Genomic DNA, 17,002 nt, shown 5'->3' with positions numbered 1-17,002 from the left:
TTGTTCGCATAAGCCAGGTGGGCTCAACCGCATTGCAACCAGAAAGACAAACATGAAGTCAAAGATCGTTCGTTCGCTTGTTCCCGTCGCCGTGCTGGCCACTGGCTTGGCTGCCATTGCCGTCGCGCAGGCGCCTGCCACCCAGCCGGCGCAGAACGCCGTGGCACCGGCCGTGGCCATTGCGCCACCCGGTGGCGCGCCGCGCAGCTTTGCCGATCTGACGGCGCGGTTGGCGCCGGCGGTGGTGAACGTGTCGACCACACAAAAGGTAGAAATCGGCCGCATGCGCCGCATGCCCGGCCAGCCCGGCGGCAATCCGCTGGAAGATCTGTTCCGCCGTTTCCAGGAACAGCAGGACGGCGGTGAGCCGGTGACGCGCGAGGCGACCAGCCTGGGCAGCGGATTCGTCATCGCGGCTGATGGCTATATCGTTACCAACAACCACGTGATTTCGGCGGGCGAAGGCCGCAACCAGCCGGTGGAATCGATCACGGTCACATTGTCGGACCGGCGCGAGTACAAGGCGCGCGTGGTCGGCCGCGATCCGCTCACCGATCTGGCCGTGCTGAAGATCGAAGCGACCGGCCTGCCGTTCGTGCAGTTCGGCAACAGTGAGACCACGCGCGTCGGCGATTGGTCTATCGCCATCGGCAACCCGTTCGGGCTGGGTGGCACCGTCACCGCCGGCATCATTTCCGCCCTGCACCGCGATATCGGTTCGGGCCAATATGACCGCTATATCCAGACTGATGCCAGCATCAACCAGGGCAACAGCGGCGGGCCGCTGTTCGATCTGGCCGGCAATGTGATCGGCATCAACACGGCGATCTTCTCGCCCACCGGCGGCAACGTTGGCTTGGGCTTTGCCATCCCGGCCGAACTGGCCAAGCCGGTGGTCGATCAGCTGAAGGCGACCGGTGCGGTGAAGCGCGGTTATCTGGGCGTCGCCATCCAGCGGCTTTCGGCAGATATCGCCGCCGGCCTTGGCCTGCCCAAGGACAAGGGCGAGATTGTTGCCAGCGTCGAACCCAACGGCCCGGCCGCGCGCGCCGGCGTGCGCCAGGGCGATGTGATCGTGACGGTGGCCGGCCGCGAGGTGAATTTCGACAACAGCCTTTCGTACATCGTTGCCACCACGCCGATCGGCTCCACCATCCCGATCGAAATGATCCGCGAAGGCAAGCGCCTGAAGGTGAACGCCATCATCGCGCAGCGCCCATCCGAAGCCGTGGTGGCGCAGCGCGCTGGCCTGCCTTCGGACGACGAACCGGCCGCTGAAGACACCAGCAAGGCCCCCGGCATCGAAGCTGCCAAGGCCAGCCTGGGCATCACCCTTCAGCCGCTCACCCCGGTGCTGCGCCAGCAGCTGAAGCTGGATGAAAAGGTGCAGGGCGTGGTGATTGCCGGCATCAGCCCGTCGTCGGACGCAGCCACCAAGGGCCTGCAGCGCGGCGACGTCATCCTAAAGATCGGTCAGAAGCCGGTGACCAGCCCCGCCGAAGCGGCGGCTGCCGTCGACGCCGAACGCAAGGCCGGCAAGGACACGGTGCTGATGCTGGTGCAGCGCGGCAACACGCCGGGCCGCTATACCGGCGTGAAGCTGATCCCGGCGAAATAAGCCCGGGTATTCTGAATGAAGGGGGGAGCGGGCGACCGCTCCCCTTTTTCGTTACAGCGCCCGTTCGTAGATGCGGTAGGTGCGCGTCACGTGGCTGTCGATGGCGTCCGCGATGGAGCGCATCGGGCCGTTGTCATCAAGGATCCAGCCGATTTCGCCTTCGCTGGCGCCGAATTCCGTCACGCCAACGCGGCGGATATATTCGATCATCTGGAACGCCATCAGCGAAGCGACGCGGTGGCCCTGCAGTGACTTCCTGATGCCCATCAGCGGCACGCGCATGCGTTTCACCTTGGGCGCGCGCAGCCGCCAGAGCAATTTTGCCCAGCCGAACGGGAAGAGATTGCCGTTGAGATCGCGGGTCAGCTCGTTGATGTCGGGCAGAGTGATCATGAAGCCAACCGGTACGCCTTCATATTCGGCGACGCGCACCAGGCCTTCGAAGATGATCGGCTTCAGCTTCTTGCCGACATAGGCCATTTCGGCCGGGGTGAGCGGCACGAAACCCCAGTTGTCCGACCAGGCATCGTTGAGGATATCGAGGATCAGCGCGGCTTCCTGGTCGAACTTCGACTTGTCCACCGGCCGCGTCACCAGCTTGGCGTTGCGTTCGGAGAAAGCGACGATGCGCTGCACCATTTCCGGGAAGGGCTGGCCGATGGGCAGCGACCAGGCGTGCAGATCCTTGGCGCCGGTGTAGCCGCGCGCCGTCACCATCCGTTCGTAATAGGGCCGGTGGTGCCCCATCATCACCGTGGGCGGCCCTTCAAATCCCTGCACCAGCAGGCCTGGCTCATCCCACACGGAAAGGCTGAACGGGCCAAGCGCGCGGGTCATGCCCTTGGCCTTCAGCCAGTCTTCTGCGGCACCGAACAGCGCTTCGGCCACGGCGGCATCGTCGATGCATTCGAACATGCCCCAGTGGCCGGTGCCGGGCCCGCCGCCCGGCGCCGTGGGGGCGATCACCAGTTGATCGACCTGCGCCGAAATGCGGCCGACCACGTCGCCATCTTTCAGGGCCAACCAGAAGGCGGCTTCGGCATGGCCGAACCAGGGGTTGGATTTGATGCCGCCAATCAGGCCGAGCATTTCGGCTTTCAGCGGCGGCACCCAGTGCGGATCATGGGCGTAGAGTTTCCACACCAGATCGACGAAGGCCTTGCGGTCGGCAGCGCTTTCAACGCGCTTGAGGGTGATAGTGGTCATCGCTGGCGGTGATAGGGGGAAATCAAGGCAAATTTGCGAAGCTTATTCTTCGGTGCGGATCAGCACGGCCTCGCCAATCAGCAGGAACAGCAGGAACGGCGCCCACGCCGCCATCAGCGGCGGTACCGTGCCAAAATTGCCCATCGCCAGCATGAAGTTATCGGCCACGAAGAAAGCAAAGCCCAGCGCCATGCCGATCACGGCGCGCACGAACAATTTGCCCGATCGCGCCAGCCCAAAGGCGGCGACCGCGCCCAGCAGCGGCATCAGTACGGCCGACAAGGGCCCCGAAATCTTGTGCCAGGCGGCGGCTTCCAGCACGTCGGTGGGCTTGCCGGCGGCGCGCTGTTCGCCGATCTGCGGCCACAAATCCCACAGCGCGATGAAGTTGGGATTGATGCTGGTGGTGTTGAACTGGCGCGGCACCACCTCGGTCGCAAAATCCAGGCTCGCCCGCGATTCCAGCCCGCCGCTGGCCACATCGAACAGACGCACGTCGCGCAATCGCCAGCCGCCACCGATCGGCGTGGCGCTGGCCGCCATCACCACCTGTACCAGGCCATTGTCGCGCCGGTCATAGATGGTGACGCCGGTGAGGCGCGTGCCGTCGCCGCGCCCGGCCACGGCATCGGCATGAAACAGATCATCGCCGCCGCGCACCCAGCTTTGCGTGCTCTTGGGCGCAGCGGTGGGGGATTTCCGGTATTCCTGTTCCTGCCAGGCCTTCAGCGTTGCACTGGCACTGGTGCCGATGCGTTCGTTCCACAGGAAATTGGCGGCCGCCACGCCCAGCGCCGCCACCATCAGCGGCGCCAATATATGGTGCGCGGAAAGGCCGGCGCCCTTGAAGATCACCACCTCGCTGTTCTGGTTGAGCGTGGCCAGCGTCACCAGCGTCGCCAGCAGCACCGAGAACGGCAGGAACAGCTGTACGATCTGCGGCGCGCGCAGCGAAACATAGACCCACAGATCGGATTCGGTGTTGCCGGCCGCCGCCAGTACCTTGCCCGATTCCGAGAGCAGATCGAGCGACTGCAGGATCACGGTCAGCCCGATGATGAAGGCCGCGACCCGCACCAGGAACATGCGCGCCGTGTACCACGCGATGGTGCGCGACGGGAACAGGATGGAGAGGAGCTTCACGGTGCGCGCTTACCCGGCCGACAACACGTCGTCGGCCCAGTTCTGGCGCCGCACCAGTTTGCCGGCGAGGCCGGAGAGGAAGCCGGTGATCTTGCCGAACCAGCGATCGAGCGCGCCGATCGGCTGACCGCCCGGCCGTTCCAGCACGCGGAACAGCCATAGCGCCACGCCGAGGAACAGGGCAAAGGGCACCCATTGCGCCAGCACAGGATCAATTCGGCCCAGCGTGCCCATGCGTTCGCCATATTCGGTGAACTTGTGGAAGGTGACGAGCGCGATGATGGAGAGGAACACGCCCAATGCCGAGGTCGAGCGTTTTGGTGGCACCGCCATCGGAAACGCCAGGAACGGCAGCAGGAACATGATCACGCACTGCACGATGCGGCGATTGAAACTGGCCGAGGCGCTGCGCTGCTCGGTCGCGTCGGTGGCGGTGACCATGGTGTGCAACAGTTCCGGCAGCGTGGCTTCCAGATTGCCTTCGCCGCGTTTGCGGAAGGTGGCCATTTCCGGCAGCCGGATCGGCAGATCATGCTGGGCAAAGGCGAGCACGCGCGGGGTGGCACCGGGTTTGGGGCTGTGCACCAGCGTGCCATCGCTCAGGCGCAGCAGGATATATTCGGGGTCGTCGGTGGCCAGGAAGGTGCCGCGCGCGGCGGTGGCGGCAACGATCTGACCATCCTTGCCAGCGGCGCGCACGAACAGACCGCGCAGATCGGCGCCCTGGTTGCGGGATTCCTCCACGCGCAACGTGAGTCCGCCACCGAGATTGGCGAATTCGCCCACCTTGATCGAGGCGCCGAGCGCGCCGGAGCGCAGCTCGAAGCGCAGATTTTCATAGGCATAGCGGGTGACGGGTTGCAGCCAGCCGACGATGCCGAAATTGACCACGGCAAACACCGTGGCAAACACGAACGGCACGCGCAGCAGCCGCTTGTAGGACACGCCCACGGCCAGCAGCGTATCGAGTTCCGACGACATGGCGAGCCGGCGGAAGGCGAGCAAGATGCCCAGCATCACGCCGATCGGGATGCCCAGCGACAGATATTCCGGCAGCAGATTGCCCAGCATGCGCCAGACCACACTGACCGGCCCGCCTTCGTTGATGACGAAATCGAACAGGCGCAGCATGCGATCAAGCACGAGCAGCATGGCGGCCACCACCAGCGTGCCGAACAACGGCACGATGATCAGGCCGAACAGATAGCGATCGATGCGCTTTGTCACGCCGCAGGCAAAGTCCTTCTCCGGGCGCGACGGCGACCGGGCGGCTATCCTATAGCCGCCCGGGATGGCCCCGTCATGAACAAATCAGGCGTGTTCGTGCAGGGCCAGTTGGGCCATTTGCGCGGCCTGTTCGAACTTGGCGAGCACGATGTCGATCTGCTCATCGCTGTGCAGCGCGCAGATGGAGCAGCGCAGCAGGAACACGCCAGCCGGCGTGGCGGGCGGCCGGCTCATGTTCACATAGACGCCCAGCTCGATTAGGGTGGACCACATCAGCGCGGTGGTTTCCTGATCTGGCATCAGCACCGAAACGATGGCGCTTTCCGGCGTATCGGTGGCGAGGCGGAAGCCGCGCGCCTTCAAGCCGCCGTGCAGACGCCGCGTTGCTTCCCACAGCCGGGCGCGCTTGTCGTGCGCCGTCATCAGCTTGCGGATGCTGGTGGTGGAACAGGCAATCACCGCCGGCGGCAGCGAGGCGGTGAAGGTGTAGGGCCGGCAAACAAGGCGCAGGATCTCGAACTTGGGGTGGTTGGAGACGCAGAAGCCGCCCACCGTGCCGACGGACTTGGAGAAGGTGCCGACGACGAAATCAACGTCGTCCGCCACGCCCTGTTCTTCATAGACGCCGCGGCCATGCTCACCGAAGAAGCCCATGCCGTGGGCTTCATCGACCAGCACCATGGCACCGTGCGCCTTGGCCACCGCCACCAGTTCCGGCAGCGGCGCAACATCGCCCAGCATCGAATACACGCCTTCAAGCACCACCAGCTTGCCGGCTTCGGGCGGCAGGCGCTTCAAGCGCTTTTCCAGATCGGCGACATCATTGTGGCGGAAGCGCACGATATCGGCGTTGGACATCTTGCAGCCATCGTAAATACTGGCGTGGCTGTCGGCATCGAGGATGATGAAATCGCCCTTGCCGGCCAGCGTGGAGACCATGCCGAGATTGGCCTGGTAACCAGTGGAGAACGCCATGGCATGGGACATGCCATAGAAGCCTTTCAGGGCTTCTTCGCAGGCGGCGTGGGTTTGATAGGTGCCATTCAACACGCGGCTGCCGGTGGTGCCGGCGCCGAAATCGGTGAGCGCCTGCCGGCCGGCTTCGATGACGTCGGCATCGAAGGTCATCCCCATGTAGTTGTAGGTGCCGAGCAGGATGGTGTGGCGGCCCTTGATGATGGCTTCGGTTGGGGAAAGCACCTTTTCCATCACGATGCCGAACGGATCGCGGATGCCGGTGGAGAGCAGCCCGGCGTGTTCGGCGATCAGCGGATCATATTTGGCGAGAAGATCGAGGACAGGAGGATTTGTCATTGCCTCAACCCTTCTTGGCGAGCAGCCCGGCCACGGCATCGGCCACCTGGCCGATGGTTTCCAGATCGGGCAGCAGGTTCAGAGGGATCATGATGTCCCACTCGTCTTCCATGCTGGCGACAAGGTCCATCACGGTCAGGCTGTCCATTTCCATGTCGCCGGCAAAGCTGGTGGCTTCGGTGAGTGCCACTTTCTTGGTGTTCAGCGGCTCGATCAGTTCGATGATGCGGGCGTAAACGGTTGCGCGGTCGGTCATGAAGGCTCCAATGATAGGCTTTCTTGGCCCCTTGCCCTCACATCATGGCCAAATTGCGGAGCGCGGGCGTTGGTGCCATCATGCCGCGCATGGGGGGACACAACAGACATCATTATCGACGCGACAACCGAGGGCGCGCCGCCGCCCTTTCCGGGTGTCAGCCACGCCAACGCCATCCATCTGCTGCGCACCATGCAGCAGCACCATGTCACGCTGTCGGCGATGGCCGATCAGAAGGCCAGCATCATCATCGGGGTCAATTCGGTGGTGTTTGCGCTGGTGGTGAAGGAAGCCGCGACCAACCCGGCGCTTTTGGTGCTGGCGGCGTCGTCCGGGCTGGCCGCGGTGCTGTGCATGCTGGCGGTTCTGCCCAAACTGGGCGGCGGGAAGGGGCCGGCAGCACCTCCCAACCTGTTGTTCTTCCGCGGTTTCACCCAGATGAGCGAAGCGGACTGGATCGGCTGGCTGGACCGCACCAACGCCGATGATCACGCCATCCAGGTGGCGATGGCCCGCGATGTCTATCAACTGGGCCAGGTGCTGGCGCAGAAGAAGTATAAATATCTCGGCTGGGGTTATCGCGTGATCATCGGCGGGCTGATCGCCACCTTTGTCGTGTTCCTGCTCCAGACGGCGCTGGGGCTATAGCCAGCCGCGTTACAGCCAACCTCTTTGGCGGTAATCGCGCACCGTATCGGCCATGCCATCATCCAGCCCGATCTGCTGCTGCCAGATGGCGCCGAGCCGTTCATTGCCGCCGCGCGCCACCCAATCGGGATGAGCAAGATAGAAGGCGCGGTCGCGGCTGAGCTTGGGCAGTTCGCCTTTCCAGCCGGCAACCAGCGTGGCCACGCTGGCCGCAAGGCCGAGCAGCCGGTTGCTGATCGGGATCATGCGCGCACGGCTGCGTCCCATCGCGCGGGCCATCGCGCTGGCATGCTGGCCGTGGGTATAGCCGCCGGACCCATCATCGATTTCCAGGATCTCGCGGGATGGGCCGGCGTTCGCCAGCGCAAGCAGGGCGCGGGCCAGATCGTCGACATGGATCAGGCTGATGCGGGCGCCAGGCCGGCCGGGAGCAAGGCCCAGGCCGAAGCGCGCCAGGCTGAACAGGTCGCGCATCTCGGCATCGCCGGGGCCATAGACGCCGGGCGGGCGCACGATCACCCAATCAAGGGTGCTGGCCATCACGAGGGTGTCGCCTTGCGCCTTGGATGCGCCATACAATGAAAGCCGCGGTTCGCGTGCAGCGAGGCTGGAGACATGGACGAAGCGCGGTACGCCAGCTGCGGCGGCCAGCACATTCGCGGTGCCGGTGACATTGCCGGCGACGAAGCCGGCTTCATCGGCCGTGTTGACCACCCCGGCGATGTGCAGCACGGCCGCCGCGCCCTCGCACAGGCGGGCCAGCGCGTTTGTGTCATCAAGATCGCCCAGCACCCATTCAACGCCGGGCTGCGGCGGCTGCGGCCGGCGGGTGAGGGCGCGCACGGGGCGATTGGCGAGCGCCACGACGCGGCGGCCGACGAAGCCGGTGGCGCCGGTAAGGGCGATCGGGGGGAGCGCGCCGGGCGCGGTGATTTCGGTCATCGGCTGGCGCGACGCTGACAGCGCGGCGCGTTAAGCTGCGATTTCAAACGGCTGAATTTCACCCGACAAATACTGCAACCGCGCCTTCGACCGGCTCAGCTTGCCCGACGAGGTGCGCGGCAGGGTGCGCGGCGGCACCAGTTCAACCACGCAGCTCATGCCGGTGATGGCCTTCACCTTGGTCTTGATGGCGTCTCGCAGCTTGATGCGTTCATCGTTGCAGCTGGTGCGGCACTGCACCAGCACGGCAGGCGCTTCCTCACCCGACGGGGTGGTGACCGAGAAGGCGGCGATGTCGCCGGCCTTGAAGCCGGGCAGCTGCTCGATCGCCCATTCGATGTCCTGCGGCCAGTGGTTCTTGCCGTTAATGATGATCATGTCCTTGGCGCGGCCGACGATATAGAGCGAACCGTCCTTCATGTAGGCCATGTCGCCGGTGTCGAGCCAGCCGTCCTTCATGCAGGCGGCGGTGGCATCGGGATCGCGGAAATAGCCGGCCATGATGCCGAGGCCCTTCACGAACACGCGGCCGATCTTGCGGTCGGGCAGCAGCTTGCCGTTTTCGTCACGCACTTCGATGGTCAGTCCGGGCACGGCCTTGCCACAGTTGACGATGGCGCGATAGCGGGTGGGCAGGCGGTGATCAGTCCGCGGCTCGGTGGCGCCCGACAGCGTGCGCTCATCGATCAGGTCGCACTGGATGCCTTCGCCCACCGGCATGATGGTGACAGCCAGCGTCGCCTCGGCCAGACCATAGCTGGGTAGGAAAGCAGATGCCTTGAAACCGGCCGGCGCGAACGTATCGACAAAGGCCTGCATCACTTCCGGGCGGATCATGTCCGCCCCGTTGCCGGCAACGCGCCAGCGCGACAGGTCATAGCGTTCGGCAACCGGGATCGACGGCGAGATGCGGCGGGCGCAGATGTCGTAGCCGAAGGTGGGCGAATAGCTGAGCGAGGCATCCGGGTTGCGGCTGATCAGCGTGAGCCACGACAGCGGGCGGCGGGCGAAATCTTCGGTGGCGAGATAATCGACCGACACCTGGTTGGACATTGGCGCGAGCATGCAGCCGACTAGGCCCATGTCGTGATACCAGGGCAGCCAGCTCACCACCCGGTCGCCTTCAGCGGCATGGGTGCAAGTGGCGTGGGCCGACAGATTGGCCAGCAGCGCTTCGTGGGTGACCGCAACGCCGTGCGGAAAGCGGGTGGAGCCCGACGAATATTGCAGATAGGCGATGTCGGTCGGCTTGGCCTTGGGCAGGGTGACGTCGGGCGCTTCGCCGCTGAACCACTCGTCCCAATCATGGGCGGCACACAGGCCGGTGGCGGCATCCTTCACGATATCGTGAAGGCCGGGCGGGGAGAGCAGCATCAGCGGATCGCAGCTGGTGAGCTGCACCCGGATCTGATCGACATAGGCTTCGCGGCCGCCAAAGCTGGTCGGCAGCGGCAGCGGCACCGGCAGCGCGCCGGCATAGATGGCGCCAAAGAAGGCGGCAGCAAAACCGGCACCGGTTTCGGCGATCAGGGCGATGCGGTCACCGGGTTGCACGCCTTCGGCAATGAAGTGCGCGGCGTGGCGGCGGGCATCGGCGGCGAGTTCCGAAAAGGGGTAAGCGCGCACCAGATCGGCGCGGGCATCGTGGAAGTTGAAGCCCTTCTGCCCCTGCGCGGCGTAATCCAGAGCATCACCGAGCGTGGCGAAATTGGAGCGGCGCTGCGGCAGCGCATCGCTGGTGGCAGTGGGTTTCAGCGTCGAGGCTGAAGCGGCCTGGGGGGTGTCGGCCATCGGTATCTCCCTTGCCGCAACGCCAGAGCCCGACCCGGCCCGCGTTGCATGTCATTTTTCTACACCATGACTGTTGCACGCGGGGGCGTTCAAATTCCGGCCCGAAAGTGGCAGGAAAGTGGCATGGATGATGAAAAGCAAGGAAATGGCCGCCCAAAGCGCGGTGGCGAGCGCCGGGTCCCGCCGCCGCTGGACGAGGCTGGCTTGCGGGATTTGGCCCTGCATTATGCCGCGCGCTTTGCCACCACGCGTTTGAAATTGCTGCGCTATCTGGCCCGCAAGTTGAAGGAGCGCGGCTGGGCCGGGGATCAGCCGGCCCCACTGGAAGCGCTGGCGGACCGGATGGTAGAGCTGGGTTATGTCAATGATGCCGCTTTTGCGGCCATGAAAAGCCGGGCGATGGCGGCGCGCGGACTGGGCCATCGCCGGGTGACGGAGCAGTTGCACGCGGCTGGAGTCGGCGAAGCTGATCGCGGTGAGGCGCCCGATGAGCAAGCGGCGCTGGCCACGGCGCTGGCCTTTGCCCGGAGGAAGCGGCTGGGGCCGTTCGCGCGCGAGAGCAGTGACGATCCGGCCAGCCGGCAAAAGGCGCTCGCGGCCATGCTGCGCGCCGGGCACGCGATGGGGGTGGCGCGGCAGATATTGGCGGCGCGCAGCGTGGCGGAAGCGGAAGCGTTGATTGCGGCGGATTGATCAGCGCAAAAGCTGACGGCTGCCGCCCGACCAGCTGATCACCAATCCCAGCGCCTTGCCCATCACCTCGCCGGTGAGGGCAAAGCGCTTTGGCCGCGGATCGCCGACCTGTTCGAAGGCGAGGGTGAGGCGTGGTTCGGCAGCGATCAACGCCGCCACCATCAGGGCCATGAGCCCGATGCGTGATGCCAGTTGCCCGATCATCGCCCGATTCCCCTTGCAAGTCTTCCAAGGGATAAACTGCCGACTTCCGGCTGACCGCAGGCTGAACGATTACGACCGTGGCCAGCAAAACCCCCCGCCGGGCGACCGGCGGGGGGTGATGATCTTCAGGCCTCCGTGGCCGGCGCTGGCAGCGCCTTGGGGGCCTTCTTAGCCTTCAGCTTCTTGATCGCCGGCACGATCTCAAACGACAGATCCTCGTCCTTCACGTGCACGCGCACTTCGCCGCCGTTGACCAGCTTGCCGAACAGCAGTTCCTCGGCCAGCGGCTGCTTGATCTTCTCCTGGATGAGCCGGCCCATCGGGCGGGCGCCATACAGGCGATCATAACCGCGCGCGATCAGCCAGGCCTTGGCTTCTTCGGTCAAGCTGATGTGCACATCGCGATCGGCCAGCTGCATTTCCAGCTGCAGCACGAACTTGTCGATCACCATGGCGACCACCGATGGCGGCAGGTAACCGAACGGCACGGTGGCATCCAGCCGGTTGCGGAATTCGGGTGAGAACATCTTCTTGATGGCTTCCTCGTCCTCACCGATGCGGGTGGTGGCGCCGAACCCAATGCCTTCACGCGCCATGTCGGCCGCGCCGGCGTTCGTGGTCATGATCAGGATGATGTTGCGGAAATCCACCGTCTTGCCGTGGTGATCGGTCAATTTGCCGTTGTCCATCACCTGCAACAGGATGTTGAACAGATCGGGGTGGGCCTTTTCGATTTCGTCGAGCAGCAGCACCGAATGCGGCTGCTGATCGACGGCATCGGTGAGCAGACCGCCCTGATCAAAGCCGACATAGCCGGGAGGCGCACCGATCAGCCGGCTGACCGAGTGGCGTTCCATATACTCCGACATGTCGAAGCGGGTGAGCGGGATGCCCAGAATGCTGGCCAGCTGCTTGGCCACTTCCGTCTTGCCAACCCCTGTGGGGCCTGAAAACAGGTAGGAGCCGATCGGCTTGTTGGGTTCACGCAAGCCCGCACGCGCCAGCTTGATGGCGCTGGACAGTTTTTCGATGGCGGCATCCTGGCCGAACACCACGCGCTTCAGATCGCCTTCCAGCGTCTGCAACTGAGTCTTGTCGTCGGTGGAAACGCTCTTGGGCGGAATGCGCGCCATGGTGGCGATCACCGCTTCCACTTCCTTCACGCCGATGCTCTTCTTGCGCTTGTTCTCGGGCAGCAGCATCTGCGAGGCGCCGGTTTCATCGATCACGTCGATGGCCTTGTCGGGCAGCTTGCGATCGTTGATGTAACGCGCTGAAAGCTCCACCGCCGCCTTGATGGCATCGGCGGTGTATTTCAGCTTGTGATGCTCCTCATACGAAGGCCGCAGGCCCATCAGGATCTTGATCGAATCCTCGATGCTCGGCTCGTTCACGTCGATCTTCTGGAAGCGGCGCAGCAGCGCGCGGTCCTTCTCGAAGTGGTTGCGGAACTCCTTGTAGGTGGTCGAACCGATGCAGCGGATCGCGCCCGAAGACAGCGCGGGCTTGAGCAGGTTCGATGCGTCCATCGCCCCGCCGCTGGTGGCGCCCGCGCCGATCACGGTGTGGATTTCATCGATGAACAGCACGGCGTGCGGCAGCTTTTCCAGCTCGTTCACGACATTCTTCAGCCGTTCCTCAAAATCACCGCGATAGCGCGTGCCGGCAAGCAGCGCGCCCATGTCGAGGCTGTAGATGACGGCGGGCAGCAACACATCGGGCACCTGGCCTTCGACGATCTTGCGGGCCAGGCCTTCGGCGATCGCCGTCTTGCCCACGCCCGGATCACCCACATAGAGCGGGTTGTTCTTGGACCGGCGGCACAGGATCTGGATAGTGCGGTCCACCTCGGCATGCCGTCCGATCAGCGGATCAACCTTGCCGATCTTGGCCTTCTCGTTGAGGTTCACCGTGAACTGCTTGAGGGCGCTTTCGCCGCCCTTCTTGTCGCTCTTCTCCGCCTTGGCCGGCTTTTCTTCCGGCTCTTCCCGATCAGCCGAGCCCTTGGGCGGCTTGGCTTCGGACTGGCCAGACTTGGCGATGCCGTGGCTGATGAACGAAACCGCATCCAGCCGCGTCATGTCCTGCTGCTGCAGGAAGAACACGGCGTGGCTTTCGCGTTCGGAAAACAGCGCGACCAGCACGTTGGCTCCGGTCACTTCTTCGCGGCCAGAGCTTTGCACATGCAGGATGGCGCGCTGCACCACGCGCTGGAAACCGGCGGTGGGCGACGGATCGACGCTGGCATCGGCCTTCAGCGCCTGCAGTTCGGTATCGAGATAGCGAATCAACTGGCCCTGCATTTCTTCCAGATCGACATTGCAGGCCTTCATCACCTGGGCGGCGTGGGTATCGGTGGTCAGCGCCAGCAGCAGATGCTCCAGCGTGGCATATTCGTGGGTGCGGCGCGCGGCTTCGGCCAGCGCGTTGTGCAGGGTCTTTTCGAGTTCGCGGGTGAACGAGGGCATCAACATCTCCGTGGCGCGCCCTTCGGGGGAAAGGAGCGCCGTTGGCCGGCCCGGCCGTATGGAGGGCCTACAGCCAATGTCTGCCCGGCTGGGCCAGATATCAAGGGGCAAACGGCCCACTGCAACACGTTTGTAATGTCGCAGTGGCGAACAGGAAGCACTGGTCAGCCCGGTAGCGGCGCGCCATGATGGATTTCCTGCATGGGAGATTGAAATGCGCCTGATGCTGATAGCCCTGATGCTCACTGCCGCGCCGCTGGCGGCCCAGCCCATGATGACCGCCGCCGCACCGGCGGCCTCAGGTTATGTGGCGGACAGGCCGCCGCTGGCCCTGATGCGACTGTTGCCGCCGCCGCCCGAAGCCGGCAGCACCGATGAGCAGGCCGACAAATTCCTCTATCGCCAGAGCAAGCGCGGCATCGGCGGGCCACTGTGGCAGAGCGCCATCGGCCAGTTGAGCGTGACCAGCCCCAGCTTCGTCAAGACCGTGAGTTGTGCGCTCGGCGCCACGCTCACCCCGCAAACCACGCCGGCCACCCTGATGTTGCTTCGGCGCGCCGGCACCGATCTGGGCCGCGCCGTGTTCCTGGCCAAGGATTATTACAAGCGCCCGCGGCCGTTCAGCACGGATAGGGGCAAGGCCTGCGACCCGGATGCCGCGAAGGACGGCGGGAAGGCGCTGGGCTTTGCCTATCCGTCCGGCCATGCTGCGGTCGGCTGGCTGTGGGGCCTGATCCTGTCGGACGCGCGGCCGGAACGCAGCGCCGCGCTGCTGAAGTTCGGCAAGGCCACGGGCGATCTGCGCATCGCCTGCCGGGTGCACTGGGCGTCGGATGTGACCGGCGGCCGCCTGATGGCCACGGCGCTCTATCAGCAGATCGCGGACGCAGCGGATTACAAGGCGGATCTGTTGAAGGCCAAGTCGGAACTGAGCCTGGCGCCGGTGCCGGAAGGCTGCCCGGCCGATTGACGCGAAAAGGGGCGCCGGCCGATTGGCCACCGCCCCCTTGTCACTATCCGTCGTTTACGCTGGCACGCTCTGATTGAACGGCGTGTCCTTGTCCGGACGCATGTCGCCGGGCAGGCCCAGCACGCGCTCGGCGATGATGTTGCGCAGGATTTCGTCCGTCCCGCCGGCGATGCGGAGGCCGGCCGAACCGATGTACGACCCTTGCAGCTTGGCCAGTTCCGGATCGGCGTCGGCGCCGGCCACAAAGCCGTCACCGCCCGACAGATCAAGCGCGAAGCTGGCCAGATCCTGCATGGTCTTGGCCACCACCACCTTGGAGATGGACTGTTCCGGGCCGGGCACCTGGCCCTTTGACAGGGCCGAAAGCGCCCGCATCTGGGTGAGCTTGATGCCCTGATCGTTGATGTAGGTCTGGGCGATCTTCTGGCGCACGTCGCTGGCACCGATGGCGGGGCTGCCGTCCGGCGCTTCCACGTCCTTGGCCAGCTTCATCAGCGTTTCATAGCCGGGCGCGTAACGCGGCTTGCCGCCGACCGCCAAACGCTCGTGCATCAGCGTGGTCAGCGCCGCCTTCCAGCCGTCGCCAACGGCGCCCAGCCGGTGCGAATCATTCACGCGCACGCCATCGAAGAAGACTTCGTTGAAATCGCTGCCGCCCGACATCTGCTTGATGCCCTTCACGGTCACGCCCGGTGCCTTCATGTTCACGATGAACATGGTGAGGCCCTTGTGCTTGGGCATGTTCGGATCGGTGCGGCAGACGACGATGCCGAAATCGGAGGCGTGGGCGAAGCTGGTCCACACTTTTTGGCCGTCGATCACCCATTCATCGCCCTCACGCACCGCCTTGGTGCGGATGCCGGCGAGATCGGAGCCCGCCGCCGGTTCGGAGAAGAGCTGGCACCAGACTTCCTCGCCCAGCAGCGCTTTGGGCACATAACGCTGCACCACTTCGGGGTTGCCGTGGGTGAAGACGGTGGGGATGCACATGCCAAGGCCAATGGAATAGAGGCCCTGCGGCACGTGCCAGCGGCTTTCTTCCTGGCCATAGATGATGCTGTGCATGGGCGTCAGGCCCTGGCCGCCGAACATCTTGGGCCAAGTGATGCCAGTATAGCCGGCGGCGTGCTTCTTGGCCTGCCATGCCTTGGATCGCGCGATGAATTCCGGCAGCTTCATGCCTTCCGGGGGCGGATCGCGATATTCGGTGGCATTCTCGTTCAGCCAGGCGCGCACAACGGCGCGAAATTCGGCTTCCTGCGGGGCGTCGTTAAAATCCATGATGTCTCTCCCGAAGCTGTTTTCACCCTCGACCGCTCAATCTGTCGAGGCGCATTTCGTCACGCGGCAGCGCTGTTGCGCTGTTCCAGCGCGCGCACCAGCCGATCGGCCCACCAGCCGCGCGGACCAAGCGCGGCGACCAGCGCCCGGTTGCGGCGGTAATAGAATTGGCAATCGCTTTCCCAGGTGAAGCCGATACCGCCGTGCAGCTGGACATTTTCCTCGGCACAATAGGCCAGCGCATCCAGGCTGGCGACGCGGGCGGCAGCTGCCACCTGACGCAGTTCGGCACCATTGGTGCCAATCATGGCCAGGCCATGCAGCGCGTGGGCGCGGGCCAGTTCCAGCTTGATATACATGTCCGCACACTTGTGCTTGACCGCCTGATAACGGCCGATCTTCTGGCCGAAGGCGACGCGGGTCTTGGCATAATCCACCGTCATCGCCATCGCGGCGCCAGCGGTGCCAATGGCTTCATAGGCAAGGATCACCGCGGCGCGGTCGAGCCAATCCTGATAGTCGCTGGCCGTGCCCAGCGCTTCGGCCGGGGTGGCGCTCAATGTCAGCTTGCCGTGGCGGCGGACGAGATCGACGGTTTCCACCGCCGCCGTCTGCGCGCCCTTCAGATCGACGATGTAAAGCCGCGGGCCATCAGCGCCAGCGGCCGCCACGATGGCGACATGGGCAACGGCAAGATCGGCCACCGGCTGCTTCACGCCGGTCAGGGCGCTGCCGCTGGACACGGTCTTCACCGTGGCCGGGCTCACGGCACCGGGTTCGCTCCAGGCGACGCACGCGATGATCTCACCGCTGGCGATGCCGGGCAACCACTTGGCCTGCTGGGCTTCCGTGCCGGCCAGCACCAGCGCTTCGGTGGCGAGCAGGGTGGAGACGAGCGGCACATGGGCGAGGCTGCCACCGGCGGCTTCTGCCAACTGGGCCACTTCCTCGACCGTGAGGCCAAGGCCGCCATGGGCTTCCGGCACGCGTGCAGCGGTCCAGCCCAGTTCGGCAATCTCTTTCCACAGGGCGGCGTCCATCGCCGGTGCGTCAGCGGCCATCGCCCTGCGCGCCGGGCCCGTGCCGGCCTTTTCGGCGAGCAACTTGCGCGCCTGTTCGCCGAGTTCCTTGGCTTCGTCGGAAAAATCGAAATTCACGGGTCTACTCCCCAAAGCTGATTGGGTGGCAGATTACGCGCACGTCAGCCTTGGGCAACCTGTCGCTTTTGACGCGGTGATGGA

The 17,002-nt window shown here is 64.8% G+C and carries 15 protein-coding genes; 4 read left to right on the top strand and 11 right to left on the bottom strand.

The window, feature by feature from the left end:
- Positions 1-52 precede the first annotated feature (52 nt).
- Complete coding sequence (locus G566_RS0111905; RefSeq protein ID WP_022680896.1) at positions 53-1,618, top strand: Do family serine endopeptidase; 1,566 nt, start codon at positions 53-55, stop codon at positions 1,616-1,618.
- A 51-nt stretch (positions 1,619-1,669) separates the two neighbouring features.
- Here G566_RS0111905 and G566_RS0111900 read toward each other — a convergent pair whose 3' ends face one another.
- The 5 genes from G566_RS0111900 to G566_RS0111880 all read right to left on the bottom strand — a co-directional run bounded on the left by G566_RS0111900 (position 1,670) and on the right by G566_RS0111880 (position 6,764).
- Positions 1,670-2,824, bottom strand: coding sequence for a hypothetical protein (locus G566_RS0111900; RefSeq protein ID WP_022680895.1), 1,155 nt, complete (start codon positions 2,822-2,824; stop codon positions 1,670-1,672).
- Between the two features lie 42 nt (positions 2,825-2,866).
- Positions 2,867-3,967, bottom strand: coding sequence for an LPS export ABC transporter permease LptG (gene lptG, locus G566_RS0111895; RefSeq protein WP_022680894.1), 1,101 nt, complete (start codon positions 3,965-3,967; stop codon positions 2,867-2,869).
- 9 nt (positions 3,968-3,976) lie between these two features.
- On the bottom strand, positions 3,977-5,194 hold the full coding sequence (locus G566_RS0111890) for an LptF/LptG family permease (protein ID WP_022680893.1): 1,218 nt from the start codon (positions 5,192-5,194) through the stop codon (positions 3,977-3,979).
- Between the two features lie 84 nt (positions 5,195-5,278).
- A complete protein-coding gene (gene spt, locus G566_RS0111885; protein WP_022680892.1) occupies positions 5,279-6,508 on the bottom strand; it encodes a serine palmitoyltransferase in 1,230 nt (409 codons plus the stop codon).
- A 4-nt stretch (positions 6,509-6,512) separates the two neighbouring features.
- Positions 6,513-6,764, bottom strand: coding sequence for an acyl carrier protein (locus G566_RS0111880; RefSeq protein WP_022680891.1), 252 nt, complete (start codon positions 6,762-6,764; stop codon positions 6,513-6,515).
- A 72-nt stretch (positions 6,765-6,836) separates the two neighbouring features.
- Here G566_RS0111880 and G566_RS0111875 point away from each other — a divergent pair, with 72 nt between their 5' ends.
- The gene (locus G566_RS0111875; protein WP_156874516.1) at positions 6,837-7,412 is read left to right on the top strand and encodes a Pycsar system effector family protein; all 576 of its coding nucleotides are present in this window, start codon (positions 6,837-6,839) and stop codon (positions 7,410-7,412) included.
- A gap of 9 nt (positions 7,413-7,421) precedes the next feature.
- Here the strand turns inward: G566_RS0111875 and G566_RS0111870 are convergent, their stop codons facing one another.
- Positions 7,422-8,354 carry an NAD-dependent epimerase/dehydratase family protein gene (locus G566_RS0111870; RefSeq protein ID WP_022680889.1) on the bottom strand — a complete coding sequence of 311 codons (933 nt, stop codon included), beginning with the start codon at positions 8,352-8,354 and terminating at the stop codon, positions 7,422-7,424.
- Positions 8,355-8,384: 30 nt separating this feature from the next.
- Positions 8,385-10,145 (bottom strand): fatty acyl-AMP ligase, encoded by a 1,761-nt coding sequence (locus G566_RS0111865; protein WP_022680888.1) that lies wholly within the window; start codon positions 10,143-10,145, stop codon positions 8,385-8,387.
- A gap of 123 nt (positions 10,146-10,268) precedes the next feature.
- Between G566_RS0111865 and G566_RS0111860 the strand changes: the two genes are divergently transcribed.
- Positions 10,269-10,838 carry a regulatory protein RecX gene (locus G566_RS0111860; RefSeq protein WP_022680887.1) on the top strand — a complete coding sequence of 190 codons (570 nt, stop codon included), beginning with the start codon at positions 10,269-10,271 and terminating at the stop codon, positions 10,836-10,838.
- Here the strand turns inward: G566_RS0111860 and G566_RS0111855 are convergent, their stop codons facing one another.
- A complete protein-coding gene (locus G566_RS0111855; protein WP_022680886.1) occupies positions 10,839-11,042 on the bottom strand; it encodes a hypothetical protein in 204 nt (67 codons plus the stop codon).
- 125 nt (positions 11,043-11,167) lie between these two features.
- A complete protein-coding gene (gene clpA, locus G566_RS0111850) occupies positions 11,168-13,510 on the bottom strand; it encodes an ATP-dependent Clp protease ATP-binding subunit ClpA (protein WP_029131609.1) in 2,343 nt (780 codons plus the stop codon).
- A 214-nt stretch (positions 13,511-13,724) separates the two neighbouring features.
- On the opposite strand from clpA, the gene G566_RS0111845 reads away from it, so the two are divergent.
- Positions 13,725-14,480 (top strand): acid phosphatase, encoded by a 756-nt coding sequence (locus G566_RS0111845; RefSeq protein WP_022680884.1) that lies wholly within the window; start codon positions 13,725-13,727, stop codon positions 14,478-14,480.
- Positions 14,481-14,534: 54 nt separating this feature from the next.
- Here the strand turns inward: G566_RS0111845 and G566_RS0111840 are convergent, their stop codons facing one another.
- Complete coding sequence (locus G566_RS0111840; RefSeq protein ID WP_022680883.1) at positions 14,535-15,761, bottom strand: acyl-CoA dehydrogenase family protein; 1,227 nt, start codon at positions 15,759-15,761, stop codon at positions 14,535-14,537.
- A gap of 59 nt (positions 15,762-15,820) precedes the next feature.
- On the bottom strand, positions 15,821-16,918 hold the full coding sequence (locus tag G566_RS0111835; protein WP_022680882.1) for an acyl-CoA dehydrogenase family protein: 1,098 nt from the start codon (positions 16,916-16,918) through the stop codon (positions 15,821-15,823).
- Between the last annotated feature and the right edge of the window lie 84 nt (positions 16,919-17,002).

Source organism: Sandarakinorhabdus limnophila DSM 17366 (assembly GCF_000420765.1).
Taxonomy (GTDB): domain Bacteria; phylum Pseudomonadota; class Alphaproteobacteria; order Sphingomonadales; family Sphingomonadaceae; genus Sandarakinorhabdus; species Sandarakinorhabdus limnophila.
This window is presented reverse-complemented; position numbering and strand designations above follow the sequence as displayed.